The sequence below is a fragment of the Colwellia sp. BRX10-3 genome (assembly GCF_014077505.1).
Lineage (GTDB): Bacteria > Pseudomonadota > Gammaproteobacteria > Enterobacterales > Alteromonadaceae > Cognaticolwellia.
The window spans coordinates 275424-292990 of sequence record NZ_JACGWA010000003.1; the positions used below are offsets into that span (position 1 = coordinate 275424).

At 37.2% G+C, this 17567-nt stretch carries 15 protein-coding genes and 2 tRNA genes; 7 read left to right on the forward strand and 10 right to left on the reverse strand.

What is annotated here, in order from left to right; genetic code table 11:
* Window positions 1-26 precede the first annotated feature (26 nt).
* The 6 genes from cpaB to H4J38_RS08005 form a co-directional block, all read right to left on the reverse strand.
* Window positions 27-851: a Flp pilus assembly protein CpaB gene (gene cpaB / locus H4J38_RS07980; protein WP_182131175.1), complete on the reverse strand. Its 825-nt coding sequence runs from the start codon at window positions 849-851 to the stop codon at window positions 27-29.
* Window positions 852-926: 75 nt separating this feature from the next.
* Entirely contained in the window at window positions 927-2474 is a 1548-nt protein-coding gene (locus H4J38_RS07985; RefSeq protein WP_182131177.1) for an AAA family ATPase, read from the reverse strand.
* 69 nt (window positions 2475-2543) lie between these two features.
* Window positions 2544-3086, reverse strand: a complete 543-nt coding sequence (locus H4J38_RS07990) for a prepilin peptidase (RefSeq protein ID WP_182131179.1) — start codon at window positions 3084-3086, stop codon at window positions 2544-2546.
* 57 nt (window positions 3087-3143) lie between these two features.
* Window positions 3144-3407: a Flp family type IVb pilin gene (locus H4J38_RS17170; RefSeq protein WP_259365444.1), complete on the reverse strand. Its 264-nt coding sequence runs from the start codon at window positions 3405-3407 to the stop codon at window positions 3144-3146.
* A 254-nt stretch (window positions 3408-3661) separates the two neighbouring features.
* Window positions 3662-5197 carry a L,D-transpeptidase family protein gene (locus H4J38_RS08000; protein WP_182131181.1) on the reverse strand — a complete coding sequence of 512 codons (1536 nt, stop codon included), beginning with the start codon at window positions 5195-5197 and terminating at the stop codon, window positions 3662-3664.
* 55 nt (window positions 5198-5252) lie between these two features.
* Window positions 5253-6110, reverse strand: a complete 858-nt coding sequence (locus tag H4J38_RS08005; protein WP_182131183.1) for an AraC family transcriptional regulator — start codon at window positions 6108-6110, stop codon at window positions 5253-5255.
* A gap of 459 nt (window positions 6111-6569) precedes the next feature.
* Here H4J38_RS08005 and H4J38_RS08010 point away from each other — a divergent pair, with 459 nt between their 5' ends.
* On the forward strand, window positions 6570-6767 hold the full coding sequence (locus H4J38_RS08010; RefSeq protein ID WP_182131185.1) for a hypothetical protein: 198 nt from the start codon (window positions 6570-6572) through the stop codon (window positions 6765-6767).
* Window positions 6768-7023: 256 nt separating this feature from the next.
* On the opposite strand, the gene H4J38_RS08015 is transcribed toward H4J38_RS08010, so the two are convergent.
* A tRNA-Met gene (locus H4J38_RS08015) sits at window positions 7024-7100 on the reverse strand.
* A 96-nt stretch (window positions 7101-7196) separates the two neighbouring features.
* Window positions 7197-7273, reverse strand: a tRNA-Met gene (locus H4J38_RS08020).
* A 323-nt stretch (window positions 7274-7596) separates the two neighbouring features.
* Between H4J38_RS08020 and rlmKL the strand changes: the two genes are divergently transcribed.
* From rlmKL to H4J38_RS08040, 4 genes are read left to right on the forward strand one after another with little or no spacing between them, the layout of a single operon-like run.
* Window positions 7597-9726 (forward strand): bifunctional 23S rRNA (guanine(2069)-N(7))-methyltransferase RlmK/23S rRNA (guanine(2445)-N(2))-methyltransferase RlmL, encoded by a 2130-nt coding sequence (rlmKL, locus tag H4J38_RS08025; RefSeq protein ID WP_182131187.1) that lies wholly within the window; start codon window positions 7597-7599, stop codon window positions 9724-9726.
* 1 nt (window position 9727) lies between these two features.
* Window positions 9728-9958 (forward strand): glutaredoxin family protein, encoded by a 231-nt coding sequence (locus H4J38_RS08030; RefSeq protein ID WP_182131189.1) that lies wholly within the window; start codon window positions 9728-9730, stop codon window positions 9956-9958.
* 3 nt (window positions 9959-9961) lie between these two features.
* The gene (locus tag H4J38_RS08035) at window positions 9962-11863 is read left to right on the forward strand and encodes an ATP-binding cassette domain-containing protein (RefSeq protein WP_182131191.1); all 1902 of its coding nucleotides are present in this window, start codon (window positions 9962-9964) and stop codon (window positions 11861-11863) included.
* A gap of 25 nt (window positions 11864-11888) precedes the next feature.
* The gene (locus H4J38_RS08040; protein WP_182131193.1) at window positions 11889-13661 is read left to right on the forward strand and encodes a DUF3466 family protein; all 1773 of its coding nucleotides are present in this window, start codon (window positions 11889-11891) and stop codon (window positions 13659-13661) included.
* 121 nt (window positions 13662-13782) lie between these two features.
* Here H4J38_RS08040 and ilvN read toward each other — a convergent pair whose 3' ends face one another.
* The gene (ilvN, locus tag H4J38_RS08045; RefSeq protein WP_182131195.1) at window positions 13783-14286 is read right to left on the reverse strand and encodes an acetolactate synthase small subunit; all 504 of its coding nucleotides are present in this window, start codon (window positions 14284-14286) and stop codon (window positions 13783-13785) included.
* Window positions 14286-16010, reverse strand: a complete 1725-nt coding sequence (locus H4J38_RS08050; protein ID WP_182131197.1) for an acetolactate synthase 3 large subunit — start codon at window positions 16008-16010, stop codon at window positions 14286-14288. The genes ilvN and H4J38_RS08050 overlap by 1 nt, the downstream gene beginning before the upstream one ends.
* A 486-nt stretch (window positions 16011-16496) precedes the next feature.
* On the opposite strand from H4J38_RS08050, the gene H4J38_RS08055 reads away from it, so the two are divergent.
* Both H4J38_RS08055 and H4J38_RS08060 read left to right on the forward strand, forming a co-directional pair.
* Window positions 16497-17057 (forward strand): DUF4136 domain-containing protein, encoded by a 561-nt coding sequence (locus H4J38_RS08055; RefSeq protein WP_182131199.1) that lies wholly within the window; start codon window positions 16497-16499, stop codon window positions 17055-17057.
* A 151-nt stretch (window positions 17058-17208) separates the two neighbouring features.
* Entirely contained in the window at window positions 17209-17556 is a 348-nt protein-coding gene (locus H4J38_RS08060; RefSeq protein WP_182131201.1) for a DUF3718 domain-containing protein, read from the forward strand.
* Window positions 17557-17567: the final 11 nt, after the last annotated feature.

A 17567-nucleotide genomic window follows, 5' to 3' on the forward strand; every position in this document is an offset into this window, starting at 1 on the left:
TATTATTATTGATACTCAGATATCAATTAAATATCAACCTGAACCGTTTGTTTTTTGATGCCTCGGATTAACTCAACCTTCTGCCTTTCGAGTATTTTTGGGACTGTTTTAAGGACTGTATTAATGGCTGACTCCGCTTTTACTTTTACTATTGGCTCGGGAGGTAAAACATCTTCATCTTGCTGCTCACTGGCAATTAAGACCTCTTTATTATCGATAGGATTACGTAATGCAAGCTGTAAATAACCATTCCTTCTGGCGTTCATTAATATTTCGGCTTGTGTTAAATTAACCTCTACCGTAACAGCGCGTACTAATTGTGGTTTGTTTTCACCACTGGCAGCACGTTGATCAACGGCTAATATTTTTATTTGAGAAAGAATGACCTCAGTAGTTGCGGTACCACTTTGTTGGAAAGTATTAAGAATATCCACGGTATTGCCTGGTAATATAAAGCCGGCAACGCCCACCACATCGTTGACACGAATAGTGACAGCACGCATATTTTTACTAATCAAACTGGCCAAATAGCTACCGTCACCTTGGTTTGCTAATCTTTCTGCCCGAACAATGTCACCAATATAGAGTTGGTTTTTAGCCACTTTACCTACGGTATCTTCTAGGTTATTAATGGTTTTTTCTGGCGACATCGATTTTGGAAAAACAGCTAAACGAACATGTTTTGTCTCAATTATGGTACCTGCAGGAATGTTCACTGTAGTCATAACCACGTTGACCTGTTCTTCAGTTAATTCCTGTTGGCTATTTTCAAGCCAGTTTTTTGCAATAAATACCGCGCCTAAACCAAACACCGCGGATAGGGTGATAAAAGCTATCGTATTTCTGTTCATTATTTATTCCTTAAATTGCGGTATTGATTACGAATTTTTGGTAATTAATAATAATTGAGCTTTAAACAAAGCAGCTCATACAAAGTAATGCTGCCAAGCAAAACATATAAGTGCTTGAGTAACTTGTGGTGCTAATTGATTAAATTTTATTTGATCACTGACAATGCTTAATAAATCTCGAGGTAAGCAAGGTAAAAAATCTTTTTGATCAACATAGTGGTGTTGCTCAATCAAATAATTAAAAATACTTTCATCACATTCAAGTTGATATTCAGCGCAGGTTATAAACCAAAGTTTTTTATAAAGTTCAAAAGACAAGGCTTCAAATTTTATTTTGTAGCCCAAACGACGTAAAAAAGCGTCATCAACCAGCTCTTTCGGCGCTAAATTAGTAGAGAAAAGCAAAATAAGTTCAAAAGGAATTTCAAAGTGCAAACCATTTGGTAAAGAAAGAAAGTCACGGCGCTCTTCTAAGGGAATAATCCAACGATTAAACAGTTGCACAGGGGAAATTTTTTGTCGGCCTAAGTCGTCTAATAATAAAATACCATTATTAGCTTTTAGTTGGAGCGGCGCTTTATAAGTACGACTGGTGGCGTCAAAATTAACCTCCAACATAGCTGCGGTTAATTCACCACCAGTGATTATTAACGGCCTTTGACATAAGTGCCAACGGGGATCATAACCTTGCTCTAACGAGACTAATTGTGTTGCATCATTATTAGCTTGCTGAACATTATCACTGAGTACATGAACTTGTGGGTCGTATACTTGAATAATGATATTGTTAATTTCAATGGCCATTGGAATTAAGACATCATCACCAAAAATTAAATTTAAATGTCTGCACAGGTAACTTTTGCCAACCCCAGGTGCGCCATATATTAATATCGGTTTAGTGGAGTTAAGCGCCGGCCCTATAGTAGAAATTAGCTCAGGTGAAAACATCAGCTTGCTAAAGCGCTGCTGTAATCGTTCTTTTATCACTAGGGTATTACGGCTAGTTTGTTTAATACAAATATCACAGTATTGCGCTAATGGCACTGGCGCAACACCTAAATAGCCATCGTGACTAAAGGATTTTTCTGCCTCTAAAATTCCTAACGCACTGAGGGCATAACGCATTGTGCCTTGTTTATCTGACTGTCGATTTTCCAACCAGTTTATTGTTTTAGCCTGATCTAATAGTGTTTGAATAATACCGCCACTTAAGGCCATTTTATTGGCTAATTGCCGTACGCTAATAACATGCTCAACTAAAATATGTTTGATTAATAATTTTAATAACAGCTGCTCAGATAAACCAGTATCTTCTACTGTGCATGGTCTTTTAGAATAAGGGGTTGCGTCTTGTTTAAGCTGATTTTTATGCGTTTGCTGTGGCTTAGTTGATTTTTCTAAATTTAATGGCTCTGAATTTGATGACTCTGATTCAGTTGCAGAAAGTGTTTCTAAAGTACCTAAATCACTCATATCAGTTGACGAATCAGCTTCAATAGCCACATGACTATCTAATAGTACCTTGGTAAAAGTTGAACGTGTAACCTCGGTACTCGCGCCCATGGCTACATCTAAGCGCTTAGTGCTTATTGACTTATTGGTAAAACTTGAGGATGAGTCCATCATTATTCCTTTTAACTTACCGGTAAGTATCAAAAAGCTATTTTTAATAAAGTGTTAATAAACAAAACATTAATAAAAATAACTAGCACCAAAATTATTCACTAATAACATTATGCTAGGGTCGAGATAACACGCCATTAACCAACCAAGCGCCAGCGCGGGGGCATAGGGTACTTGTAATACAGGTACTGCAACACCATGAATGTCAGCACCATCAACTCCTGCTTTAACGCCGCCATTAACACCAGCATGAACAAAATGCTTTTTCATCATTTTTTTCATGCCTGACCAACCCACTTTATAAAGCGCCAGCGCAAAGCTAGTAAATGTGCCAAAAATAATGCCGTACAGCACCGACCACAAAAGTAGTTGTGGTCCTGACAGCGCACCTACGGCGATCATTAGTTTTACATCGCCAGCCGCTAACCAGCGAAAAACATAGGCGGGTAATAACAAGGCGAATGCCAAACCTGCGCCCAATAACGCTTGTGCTAAACCTTGCCATTGACCATTGATGCTTTGCAGCAGCAGTGCCAATACAAAGGCATATAAACACAGTTTATTAGGAATGCGTTGATAGCGCAGATCAAGATATAAGGCACTTGATAACAAAATCAGTGTACTTATAAGTAAAAGCATTCTATTTAATAATCATCAATAAAGAGTAAATTAACCACAAGATGCATCTGTTCCAGCTATAGCATCACCTGCACCGTCTGAAGTTTCAGGTGTTCCAGCTGTAGCAGGTGTAAAGGTTTGCCCATTAGCGGCACAGGCCAGTTCATTAATTTGTCCTGTAGCATTATTGCCTAAAGCAATAAATGCCGTAACCATGCCGCCAACCACCAAACCACCGGCAATGGCATATTCAACGGCGGTTAATCCACTTTCATCTTCAATAAAATTTTTAATAAAACTTGTTAATTTGTCCATAATATATTCTCCAATAAATTAGTATTAAGTATTAAGTATTAAGTATTAAGTATTAACCAAGCGAGGAATGTTTTATCTAATGAAGTTATGCTGTGCATTTACAGTGCAATTAAAAAATTGATAACAACATAGGTGGCAATAAAGCTGATCCTTGCTAATTCACTCAACAACATCAATGAGCGTGTTAAAAAGATAGGCGAGATTTTATTGCTTGGCTAACACCCTATTGCTAATTTTAGTACTAGATTGCGAATTTAAGGAGTTTTTGCATCTAACTGATAAATGTCAGTTTGCCATTGCAGTTTTCCCGCCGCGGTTACTAAAACGGTTTGGTAGGTCAGATAAACTGGAATTGACTGTGCTAGCGCAAAGTGTTGAGTATTGGTTGAGTGGATTGCCTTGTTAACTTGCTGTTTTTTAGCTAACCCTTGCTGAGATCCCTCTTGCATAACTAAAAAGTGCTTAGCAAGTTTGTCTGCCGATTGTAACCTAACGCAACCATGACTCAGGGCTCTATTGGTTTTATTAAAAAGATTTTTGGCGGGGGTGTCGTGTAAATAAACGGAATGAAAATTTTTAATATTAAATCTATATTTTCCTAAGGCATTATTTTTACCTGATGCCTGTACTAATTGATAGTTACCGAGGGCCTTTAATATTGATCCACTGTCATCAAATACGGGTTGAAAAATGCGTTTATTGCCATAACCTTTCGTTAACTTAAAATTTTGCCTTCTTAGCGAGCCTGGGTTGCTGGTATTTTCTGGCAGTAATTCTTTATGAACAATATTATAGGTTGGCGTCCAAGTAGGATTGATGGTGACACTATTGACTTGAGTCACCATTATTGGCGTAGGATGTTCAATATCACCTACGATCACTTTCATTGTTAAGCTTTCTTGCTGGCTTTCAATTAAGGACAATTGATAAGAGGGGATGTTAACTATCACATAACGCTGAGGAGGAATACTTGGTAATGATAACCAGCGCCACAAGTTTATTTGCATGATTTTTATGCGTTTTTCAGGTGTTATATTAAGTGCAGAAATAGTTTGCGCGTTTAATTTACCATTAGTTTTTAAACCGTGCCGTGCCTGAAATTTTTTCAGCGCAATGATAATTTCAGGATCAAAAATATGCTGACGGTACCTTGAGTAATGCCCTTTTTCCAGATCACCTAAAGCAGACAACATTTGACGTACTTTAACGATCTCTTGATGCCCTTGACCTAATGTAAAGCTTAGCTTTTTATCAAGCCTTGGCCAGGTACTTTTTGATAATTGTCGATAATACGCAATGGCAGATCTCAGTCGAACGACTTGATCAAATTGTGGTAATAACTGGTCGACATAGCTTGCTAAGTTATTATTTTTTACTGCTTGAATAATCTCTTTAGTGGGGTTTTCTACCGGTTTGAGCTGATAGCCATTAAATAAGTTGGCGATATAAAACAATTGTTGACTTAGCTGTTGATCAGCCTCAGAAAAGTTAATTGAACTATCAATAATTTCAAAAGGTAAACCTTTAATGCCCAAATCATTAAGTAAGCTCACTAATGAAAGCCCTGACAAATTAAGTTTATTGTTATCAAACCACAGATATTGTTGACCCAAGCTAGCGATAAGATGCTGATAGTTGGGTTGCTCATTATTTAGCAGCGCAAAACGATTGTCGGCTGCTCCAATAAACATCTGCTTAGCAATTTGCTCATTAATATGAATACTTTTTTCATTGGCAAGAGCATGAGTACTCAACAGTATAATTATGGACAAAACGGCTTTTATTTTCATTTTATCTCCATTAACTATGCTGGTTTCAATTGCAATATCGTCTATTGGACTCTGCTTAACGACTAGCTAAACGACTAAGTTTACTTTGTTTAGCACTTGATACTACGAACAGTTCCATTCTTAGTTTTAGATAACGTTGATACAGACAACTTAACTCAATGCCTTTTTCGTTGTTAATGCAAGCCGTTGGTGTTAGGCCAAGATGTTCTTTAAAATTTCGACAAAAATGTGATGGATTTGAAAACCCTAATTGAAAGGAAATATTGGTTATTATAGCATTTTGTAGAGAAAGTAAATATTCACTTTCTTCTAAACGTCGGCATAAAATATACTGACAGTAGCCAATACCACACAGATCTTTAAACAGGTGACTAATTCGACTGGGGCTTAAAAACATGCTTCTCGAAACGTCGAGTAACGAGGGAGGAGCAACAAAATTTTCTTCAATTATTGTAAATAAAGCTTCTAATGGATGAGTTATTAACGCTTGTGTTGACAGAATAGAACAAGGGGGTAAAAAAGGCTGTTCAATACAGTCAATTTTAGTCGTTTGACTCAATTCCAGTGCAAGCTTGTCGATTGTCTTAATATCAAGTGGTATCTTAAATACATCCCTGACTCTCAATCTAAGGGCATGATGTAACATAGGAATAGAGATTTGATTGCTGACGATATAAAGTGACTTTTGTGGGCAATTTCGATAAATGTATTCTAAATTGTTCTTATGCAGCTCGGACGGATAGTCCATTAAATACGCTATGGCGCCTAAAGCGGTATTAGGTTGTGCTATAACGTTTAGCGAAGTAATAATTTTTGAGTGTATCTTGCTCGCTAAACCTTCGTAAATCACGTTAACGATTTCTTGATTATTACCTACAATACCAAAATATTCTTTTGGTTGATGAGCTATCATAATTATTCCTTAATTATCATTTTATCTTGGGTCGTTAAAGCACATCCCACGCCACCTGAAATAAAGCGCCACCGAAAAATGGCTAAACTTTGAGGGCTATTTAGCACTATTGAAAACATGCAATGATAAGGTCTTTCATTATTATAATAGCTTGGTAAAATATTATTTCGAATTTATTTAGTCGCATTTCACACTTTGTAGAAGTTAGCGCTTGAGCAACATCACTCCATTGTTGCCTTGATTTATAAGGGCGCTACATGGATGTAGCTTATTAGAGAATGCAGGAGCAGACTCTCCTGAACAACCATTATTTCATCACAGCGCCTTGAATTGAAATTGCTCAAGCACTCTGAAACCTGCATCTTGAATGGTAACGATGAAATGGTCTCCTCCTCCTAACGGCATCGTAATGTGCCAAACTTAGTTTTGAAAATAAAGTTAACAGAGGAAGAGGCCGTTATGAATATTACAAAAGTAGGTTTAGATATAACAAAAAATGTTTTTCATTTTATCGGCTGTAATCAAGCAGGGAAAATAGTCAAAAATAAAATGTTAAAAAGACGAGACGTGTTGGCTATTTTTCTCAATTACCGCCTTGCCTTATTGCAATGGAAGCATGTTCAGGTGCGCATTATTGGACATGCGCTTTTTGTTTGATTTATGCGGAGTCAAAAAAGAGCAAAACGAGACGCAATGTCTCACTGAGGTCATAAACAAGTTTTTACCTGTTTTTTGGTGTTTTGTATAGATAAGTAAAACGAAGGACAAGTGAAAAAATATTTAATCCATACATTTAAATTAGTAATCAATTTTACGTGACGTAATTTTATGTCACGTTACACTGATTTTGATAAAATTAGGGTGATGTAATAAATTAGATTGGTTTAAATTGTTGAATTTTATGAGGTAAAGTTGGTTGCGGGAGCAGGATTTGAACCTACGACCTTCGGGTTATGAGCCCGACGAGCTACCAGACTGCTCCATCCCGCGTCCGAATGGTCTAATAAATTAGACAAGCCAAGTTGTTTTAATTCAAACTCAAGAATTTGTTAAAGTCTTAGAAGTTTTTATTCATTCTAAAAGAATTGGTTGCGGGAGCAGGATTTGAACCTACGACCTTCGGGTTATGAGCCCGACGAGCTACCAGACTGCTCCATCCCGCGTCCGATTAGCTAGTTTTAATTCTTGCTTAAGAATACTTCTAAGGTGCAATAAATTGCTCCCTGAAAGCGAGGCGTATAATAAGGATACATGATCTGATTTGCAACCTGTTTTAAGTTTATTTTATGCATTATTCCCTTTTATTTTGCACTTGCTGTTTTTTTGCTCTTGAATGACTCGTATTTCAGCCGATTAATTGAAATACGACTAAATTTCTAATAAAACCCGACAACTTCTTAGATAGTTTGCGCTAATTTGTAAAATGCCTATAAGTAGCACGTGTCTTTGTTTATAATCGCGGCATAAATTAGATTGGAAAACCTATATGCAGCAATTTTTAGCATTAACCTCTCCAGGTATAGAAATATTACTGGCGCAAGAACTTAAAGATTTGAAAGCCGAACAAGTTGTTCAAAAGCCTGAAGGCGTATATTTCACTTCAACTATTGAGCATGCATACCACATTTGTCTGCGCTCTCGTTTATCAACTCGCATACTTTTGAAGTTGGGTGAAGGTGACGCTAGGAATAAAGATGAGCTGTATGCCGCAGCAAAATCTATAACTTGGTCAGATCTATTTTCTGTTGATAGCACTTTTGCTGTCGATTTTGTCGGTACAAGCGACGAAATAAGAAATAGTCAATTCGGTGCGTTAACGGTTAAAGATGCTGTTGTTGATCATTTTCGCGATTTAGAGCAAGAACGTCCTTCCGTTGATAAATCTACGCCACAAGTGAGTTTTCAAGCAAGGTTGTTAAAAGAAAAAGTTGTTATTTATCTAGATTTTTCTGGTCGTAGTTTGTTCAAAAGGGGTTACAGAGAACACTCGGGCGCTGCACCACTGAAAGAACATTTAGCCGCTGCGATTATTACCCGTTCTGGCTGGTTAGAAGATACAACAAAACCTTTAGTCGATCCTATGTGTGGCTCTGGAACAATAGTAATAGAGGCTGTATTAATGGCAGCTGGTTATGCACCCGGTATTGATAGAGCACAATGGGGTTTTGATTTTTGGTTAGGCCATCAGCCAGTTGCTTGGAAAGCTGCCAAATCGGCCGCTATTGAGCAATCACATGTTGGTTTAACGCAACTTAAAGCTAAAGTATTCGGTGTTGACCTTGATAGTCGTGTATTAAAAACCGCACAGCAAAATGCTAAAAATGCTGGCGTGCAACGGTTTATTGAGTTTTCTTGTAAAAATGCCAATGACATGAAAAATGGCTTTGGGCCTAAAGGTACTATTTTATTTAACCCGCCATACGGCGAACGAATTGGTGAATTACCGGAGTTGGTAGAAAGCTTTGCCTTGTTAGGACAGACGTTTAAAGCGCAATTTGTTAATTGGCGTGTGGCTGTTTTAACCGCAAATGTTGAACTGTTAGCCATGATGAAAATGGTTACCTTAAAACGTTATAAGTTTAAAAATGGTCCATTAGATTGTCAATTTGCGCTGTATAATTTAGATGACAAGCAAGTATCGAGTAGTAATGTTAATACTGAATTTGAGCAAAAAGACTCGGATTTTGGTAATCGATTATTGAAAAATAAAAAGAATTTAAAAGGCTGGCTTAAGCAAGAAAACATTGAGTGTTACCGCTTATATGATGCTGACATTCCTGAGTATAATGTTGCTGTTGATGTTTATGGCGATCATCTTGTTATTCATGAATACACAGCGCCCGCTATTATTGATCCAGAAAAAGTAGCGAAAAGATTACAAGAAGTGGTTTATTTTGCTCCTAAAGTACTTGGCGTCCCTACTGATAAAGTTATTATTAAAACCCGAGCTAAACAAAAAGGTAAAGAGCAGTACCAACGTGTTGAACAAACCAAAAAGTCTATGGTGGTGCATGAACACGGTGCGAAGTTAAAAGTGAACCTTTGGGATTACTTAGATACTGGCCTATTTCTGGATCACCGTAAAACTCGTCAAATTGTCGCGAAAAAGTCCAAGGGCAAATCATTATTGAATTTATTTGCTTATACCGGTTCGGTTTCTTTGCAAGCTGCATTACATGGCGCAAACACGGTCACAACGGTTGATATGTCGAATACTTATTTAAGTTGGGCGCAAGATAATTTTGTATTAAATAATCTCAGTGGTCATAAATATGACTTTATTCAAGCTGATTGTTTGCAGTGGTTGAAGAAAAACGAGCAAAAATTTGATGTGGTGTTTATTGACCCTCCAACATTTTCCAACTCAAAGCGTATGGGCGAAAGTTTTGACGTGCAACGCGATCACGTGGGTTTAATTACTGATGGGGTGAATTCACTTAGCGATGGTGGCGAGTTAATTTTTACCAATAATAAGCGTAATTTTAAAATGGATTTTGACGCTATTGCTGCCTTAGGTTTTAACGTGCAAGAGATTAGCGATAAAACGCGAGATAAAGATTTTCAGCGTAATAAACACATTCACAACAGTTGGCTGATCACGCGTAAGGCGAGTTAGCATGTCGGTAAAATTTAATCTTTATGGCAGCGAAGGCTGTCATTTATGTGAAGATGCTTTGGCATTATGCTTGGCAGTAATGCCAGCAGCAGATATTTGCGTGGTAGATATTCTCGATGATGAAAAATTACTTGAGTTGTACCGTATTAGTATTCCTGTGTTAGAGCGTTTATCAGATCATGAAAAATTATTTTGGCCATTTGAACAGAAACAAATTTTGGAGTTATTGTAGTTTATGGAATTAATTCGTATTTCCCAAGGTGAATTAGCCTTCGGTGAAGACAAGGTCTTAGATAAAGCGGACTTGAGTGTACAAACGGGCGAACGAATTTGTTTAGTCGGTAGAAATGGTGCTGGAAAATCAACATTAATGAAAGTATTAATGGGTTTTCAAACCTTAGATGATGGCCAAGTGCTTAAATCTAGCACTATGCAAGTTGCCATGTTAGGGCAAGATCCACCAGAATCTTCAGATATAAGTGTTTTTGATTTTATCGCCCAAGGCGTAAAGGAAAATGCTGATTTAATTAGACGTTATCATGCAATTATTCATGACGTTACCGAAGACCCATCAGAAAAAAACCTTGCTAAAATGGCTACGATTCAAGAACAACTTGAAGTAGCTAACGCTTGGCTAGATGAACAGCGTATCGAACAAGTGATGACAACTTTGGCTTTAAATCCAGATGATAAAATTTGTGACCTTTCAGGTGGTTGGTTACGTAAGTTAGCGTTAGCTAAAGCATTAGTGACAGCACCTGATATTTTACTGCTAGACGAACCAACTAACCATTTAGATATTAAAAGTGTTCTATGGCTTGAGTCATTCTTAAAAGACTTTGCCGGCACCATACTGTTTATTAGTCATGATAGAGCGTTTATTCGTGGCGTATCAACTCGCATCATAGATCTTGATCGTGGTGTTTTGAAAAGCTATCCAGGGAATTATGACCTGTATATAGAACAAAAAGCTCATGACTTGCAGGTTGAATCACAACAAAATTCGCTATTTGATAAGAAACTGGCTGAAGAAGAAGTTTGGATCAGACAAGGTGTAAAAGCACGTCGCACTCGCAATGAAGGTCGAGTAAGAGCACTTGAAAAATTGAGAGGTGAACGCCAAGCTCGCCGAGAAGTGCGCAACCAAAGCACAATGAATATTACTCAAGGCGATCGCTCAGGTAAGCTGGTATTTGAAGCAGAAAATTTAACCATTGCTTTTGATGACAAGGTTATCATCAAAGATTTGGATTTATTAATCACTCGAAATGATCGCATAGCATTTATTGGTGCCAACGGTACGGGTAAGTCGACATTGATCAAAATGATCATGGGGAATCTTGAAGCCACTAGCGGTAAAATGCGTTCAGGGGTTAATTTAGATATTGCTTATTTTGATCAACATCGCGATGCGCTTGATCTCAAGAAAACAGTACAAGAGATTGTTGGCGAAGGTAAGCAAGAAGTTGTGGTAAATGGTAAACCACGACATGTACTGGGTTACTTACAAGATTTCCTCTTTAGCCCAAAGCGTGCACGTACGCCTGTTAGAGCATTATCTGGTGGTGAAAAAAATCGTTTATTACTTGCTCGGTTGTTTTTACGCCCAAGTAACTTGTTGATTCTGGATGAGCCGACTAATGATTTGGATATTGAAACCTTAGAATTATTGGAAGAAGTCGTTGCAAATTATGCAGGAACGGTTATTTTAGTTAGCCATGATCGTGACTTTGTTAATAATTGTGTTAGTAGCTGCCTGTACTTTGATGGCACCGGCCAAGTAACACAAATCGTTGGTGGTTATGATGATGTTGATGATTACTTAGCTTATAAAGACAAGCAACGTGAAACAATGAGCAAGCCAGTTATTAAAAGTGCTGCAGTTGAAAAGGCTGATAGCAAGGTTAATACGCAAGTTAAGAAAAAGCGCTCATTTAAAGAGAAAAAAGAATTAGAAGATTTACCTGGCCTTATTGATGAGCTTGAAACCTTAATCGATGAACTGCAACAAAAGGTGAATCACGCTGACTTTTTCAATCAAAGCCAAGAGCAAAGCAATAAAATATTGAACGAGTTAGCGATTAGTGAGTCGAAACTCGAAGTTGCCTACGCTAGATGGCAAGAATTAGATAATTAATAACGAAAGTGAGTTAAGTAGCTACATGAACAAATTTTTTAAATCAATTTTAGCATTAGGTATCACTAGTGCATTAGGATTATCCGCCGTTAATGCCGCAACATACCAAGTTATTGATAAAGGTAATGTTTCATCATTAAAGTATACCTATTCACAACAAGAAAATAATAATGGTGAAGCTGCTATCTCTGGCACTGATATCTATAACTTTCCTGTACAGTTTCAATATTTTGACGAAGAAGACTATGACTTTATTGTCCTTTTAGCTGATAACAGTCACAAAGCCGTTCACGACTTAGAAAATATTGAAGATGAAACCGCTTTACGTGCTGGCAACCCTACCGCTAATGATCTTGCCTGGGTTATTAGGTTTTTAAAATCAAGAGCAAATAATAGTTTGTACCAAGAAGTAGGCGATATTTTTGCCATGACTAATTTTAATGGTCAAACTGAATTATTTAATGTTTTTGATGAAAAACTTGAAGGCACAGATATTTTCACTCGTTCAACGAAAGAATATATTAACGGTATTACCAATGAAGGTTGGGTTTACGGAAATGCCTCTGCGCCTTATTTGCCGTTAGATTTTACTAAAAGTGATGGGGAAGAAGTTACTCACTGGTTACGTGAATTTACCACGCGTGGTTTTTTCTCTTCGGATGGTGGTGCTACTATTACCCAAATAATTCCGCCTAGTGAGACAGATTTACCTGAAGAACAACGTTTTGGTGGTGAGTCAGCGATATTAGATATTAGTGATTCCCATTTTGCGGTTGGTTATGCCAGTACAAGTATTGATCAAAATGCCATTGATTTTTTCAATGATGAAACTGGTGGTTGTGCTGATCCCAATGTACTTGATGATTTGCCGTATAAAGCTTGTGTACAGCAGGTTATTAACGAAATTTATAATACTCAAGCGATAAAGTGGACTATTGATGAAAACGGTATTATTAACTCAGAAATATTAGGGCAGTTAGTTACTCCTCATGTTGATGATGTTCGTGAGTATGTTAATTATGCTCAAGCTATAAACAATCAAGGTGTTGCCGTTGGTTATGCTCATGGTTGGGCAGATGAGAATGTCACAAACCCAAGTGTAAGAGAACGACGTAGTTTGTATGCCGTAGTGTATAAAGACGGTCAAGTTACTGACTTTACTGACGATCATGGAAAGTACTTTGATTCTCGTGCCTACGATATTAATGATGCCGGTATAGCGGTAGGTCATGTGTCTACTTATGTAAATGGTAACTTACGTACTAAGTTCTACCATGTTGATACCAATGCTGAAACGATGGAAATGGTTTTACCAATAGATTTTTTTACTGGTAGTTCGAGCACGGCTCGTTCCGTCAATGAAAGTGGTAAAGTAGTTGGTGAAGGTGAAGTCGAAACGCATAATGACAATGCCAGTACCCCGAGAAGAACAAGTGGTTTTATCTATGATATTACCAGTGAAACTTTTACTAATCTTAACGACTTTTTAGCTTGTGATACTGATTATACAATTATTGAAGCACGTGATATTAATGATCAAGATGAAATTTCTGCAACAGCATTGATCAGAGTTCCTCGTCGTGATTCAAAAGGTGAGCTTATGCTCGATGACCAAGGCGAACAGTTATTGGAAGATGTGGTTCGTGCCGTTACTTTGAAACCTATAGCAGGTGAAATTGAAAACTGTAGCGGTGTTGAAGAAAAAATTGAACGTCAAGGCGCAGGCTTTGGTTTCAGTAGTATTTTATTGTTAATGTTAGTTGGTTTACGTCGCAGGTTTACTGCTCGAGTTAGCTAAAGGTAAATTTAGTTTAAGACTAAATTCAAAGTAAAAATAAAGCCAGCTAATAGCTGGCTTTATAGTATTTGATAGAAAGTAAATCGGCTTAGTTTTGGTAATTTAACCTATTAACTAAATATTATTGCTTTACTGTTAAGGCTTTTTCTCCGCGTGCAATACCCACGCAACCAGATCTTACTGACTCGATAATTTCTGTTTCATTAGCGAGTGTGCTAATAAAAGCATTAACTTTTTCAGCGTTGCCGGTTAATTGAATGGTGTAGACTTGTTTGCCAATATCGATAACAGAGCCTCTAAAAATATCGGTTATACGCATCACTTCACTACGCGATTTTGCATTCATCGCTAGCACTTTAATTAGCAGTAATTCACGTTCGACATGACTTCGCTCGGTTAAATCGGTAATTTTAATAACGTCGATGAGCTTATTTACTTGTTTCACTATTTGTTCAAGTATTTTGTCGTTACCTTTGGTGACAATGGTAATACGAGATAAGCTGTCATCTTCTGTTGGTGCAACCGTTAAACTTTCAATATTAAAAGCTCGTTGAGAAAACAATCCGACTATGCGTGAAAGTGATCCTGCCTCGTTCTCTAATAAAATCGCTAAAATTCTGCGCATTAGGCTTTAACTCCTTTTTTAATCCACATTTCATCAATAGCGCCGGTACGTATTTGCATCGGGTATACATGCTCATTTTCATCAACTAACACATCAACAAAGACCAGACGATTTTTAATAGCAAAGGCCTCTTCTATTTTTTCATCTAATTCATCTAGGCTATTAATTTGCATTCCCACATGACCATAAGATTCAGCCAGTTTGACAAAATCAGGTAAAGATTCCATATATGAAGACGAATGGCGACCGCCATAAACCATATCTTGCCATTGACGCACCATGCCTAAAGAACGATTGTTTAATGAGATAATGACAACAGATAAGTTATATTGCAGACAAGTTGATAGCTCTTGAATATTCATTTGTATAGAACCGTCACCAGTTATACAGATAACATGGCTGTCAGGAAACGCTAATTTTACGCCCATTGCGGCGGGTAAGCCAAAACCCATAGTGCCAAGACCGCCTGAATTTATCCATTGTCTAGGTTTAGCAAATGGATAATATTGTGCGGCGAACATTTGGTGTTGTCCAACATCAGAACATACATAAGCTTCACCTTGCGTTGCTCGATACATTGACTCAATAACCCGTTGTGGTTTAATTATTTCTTTAGATTGTTCATAGCTAACACTCTTAACTGCTCGCCATTGCTCTATTTGTTGCCACCATGTTTGGTTTTCTTCCTGATTAACAATAAATTGCTTGTCATTAAGTTCATCAAGTAATTGTTTAATCACAATATCGAGTAAACCAACAACGGGAATATGGGCATTAATGGTTTTAGATATTGAGGTTGGATCTATATCCACATGCACAATGGTGGCATCAGGACAAAACTTTTTAACGTTGTTAGTAACTCGGTCGTCAAATCTTGCCCCTAAAGCAAGAATAACATCTGCATTCGCCATCGCTTTATTAGCTTCTAAGCTGCCGTGCATACCTAACATACCAATGAAATTATCATGTAAACCTGATATAGCACCTAATCCCATCAAGGTATTGGTAACCGGTGCATTGAGTTTTTCTACTAATTTGGTCAATAACTCTGCAGCATTGGCAATGATTATACCGCCGCCAGCGTATACAACTAGACGTTTTGCTTGTGTAATCGCTTGCACCGCTTTTTTAATTTGACGATGATGACCTTTTACTGTCGGGTTGTACGAGCGCATATTAACCTCTGAGTTAAAGACAAACTCAGCAGTAAATTGTGGCATTAAAATATCTTTAGGTAGCTCGATAACAACCGGGCCTGGACGACCCGTGCTGGCAATATAAAATGCTTTAGCAATAGTGTTAGGAATATCAACAACACTACGACAATTAAAGCTATGTTTTACTATCGGGCGTGAGCAACCTACGATATCTGTTTCTTGAAATGCATCGTCTCCAATTAAGCCGGTAGGCACTTGCCCCGAAAGAACCACCATTGGAATAGAGTCCATATACGCAGTTGCTATGCCAGTAATACAATTAGTAGCACCAGGCCCAGATGTTGCTAACACAACGCCTACTTCACCAGTAGCGCGTGCAAATCCATCTGCCATATGTGTTGCTGCCTGTTCATGACGTACAAGAATGTGCTCAACATCATCTTGTCGAAAGAGCGCGTCATAAATATCTAAAACCGTCCCTCCCGGATAGCCAAATAAATATTTTACCTTAAGTGCTGCCAGGGTTTTCACCACAAGTTCTGCACCCGAGAATAGCTCTTTTGTCATATGTAATCCCTTTAATAAATAAAATCTGTTGTGAATAATACAATTGAAATAAATAGCGATAAAAAAACCCCCGTTCTTTTCAGAGCGAGGGTTTATTGTTGTTATTTTTTTACTTTATTTTTACACACAATATCGTCCGCGCTTTGGTTTAGAGACCAAGACGACCATGAGGAGAGATAAAAGTGTTTTAATTGAAATCATGTTAAAAAGATATGGTGTAAAAAGTATACCTACAGTTTTAAGGGGTTTGCGTGAATCTGTCAATGTAATTTAGCAATTATTTATAAGATTTTATAATTTACTTTAACTCAATATCAAATGTTGTCACTAATTGCTCGTTAGTCTGGTCATATAATGAGAGTAAGGTAACTAAATTAACGGGTTCGGTTATTAAAATGTTGTTAAATTTTTCAACAGCTTATTAACCTATTTATGGTAGGCTATCATAATAAGTTTTAAATACATCAAAGTTATTTGGAAGGATTTATGTTAAAAAACAAACTAATCATAATGTTAGCACTTATCGGTGCGATGGCAGGCTGTGTATCAAAGCAGCAGGCTAGAGTTGACTTTGATCGCAATAGTGAAATTACTACATCACATTATAAAACATTTGCATGGTTGAACGAGAGTAAAGTTTTAGCTGAGTCTATTGACGCAAATCCTGTGATGAAAGTCAGAATTGATAACGCCATTGAACAAGCTTTTATCGCCAAAGGCTATCAATTAGTGAATGATGCAGAACAGGCTGACTTTACTATTTCATATACCATGGGCAGTCGAGATAAAGTAAAAGTTGATTCTTTACCTTTGATCTATCGCTCTAGTTTTTTATGGGGACATCGCTATTACGGTGGCATAAGTATGGGTTCTGATAGACATGTGCGAAATTATACTGAAGGAAAATTGGCGATAGATGTTTATGATGTCAAAACTCATCAACCAGTTTGGCATGGTTGGGCAGTTAAGCGTATTAAGTCTTCGGAACAAGATAACCCAAGCAAAGCGATTAAAATGGTTGTTGAGCAGGTTGTTGCTCAGTTTTAGCGTAAACTATTCAAGTTAGTGTTAACAAAAAATATGCTAACTGTGCTTTTTCTTTTTAAGATATTGATTAAATGTAGAAATCATTATGTATATTATTCAAGAAAAGCTAAGATTAAAACATATGTATTTTATCTATAAAAATGAGGGATATATGAAGCTATTACTTTTTTTCACTATCACGACATTCGTTTGGTTACTTTATGTGCCTACTAGCCAAAGTACCAATCTTGCTCAAAATATTTGTGAATACATTGCCGTTGATGACAAAGGGCGCTTAAGAAAACTACTCAAATCAAATCGTTTGAAATTGCGTAAAGTGTTTAAGGATACTTATTGTAATAATGATAATTTGTTGATTTTTGCTGCAAGAAAAAATGCCAATGAAATTGGCCAGCTGTTGATCAAAAAACTACCTAAAGATGTTGTCGCAAATGACTTAGAAAATTTAGCCGCTTTATCGCCTGAATTAACTGAACTTGCTAAAGCGCGAATTAATTAATTGTGTTAAAA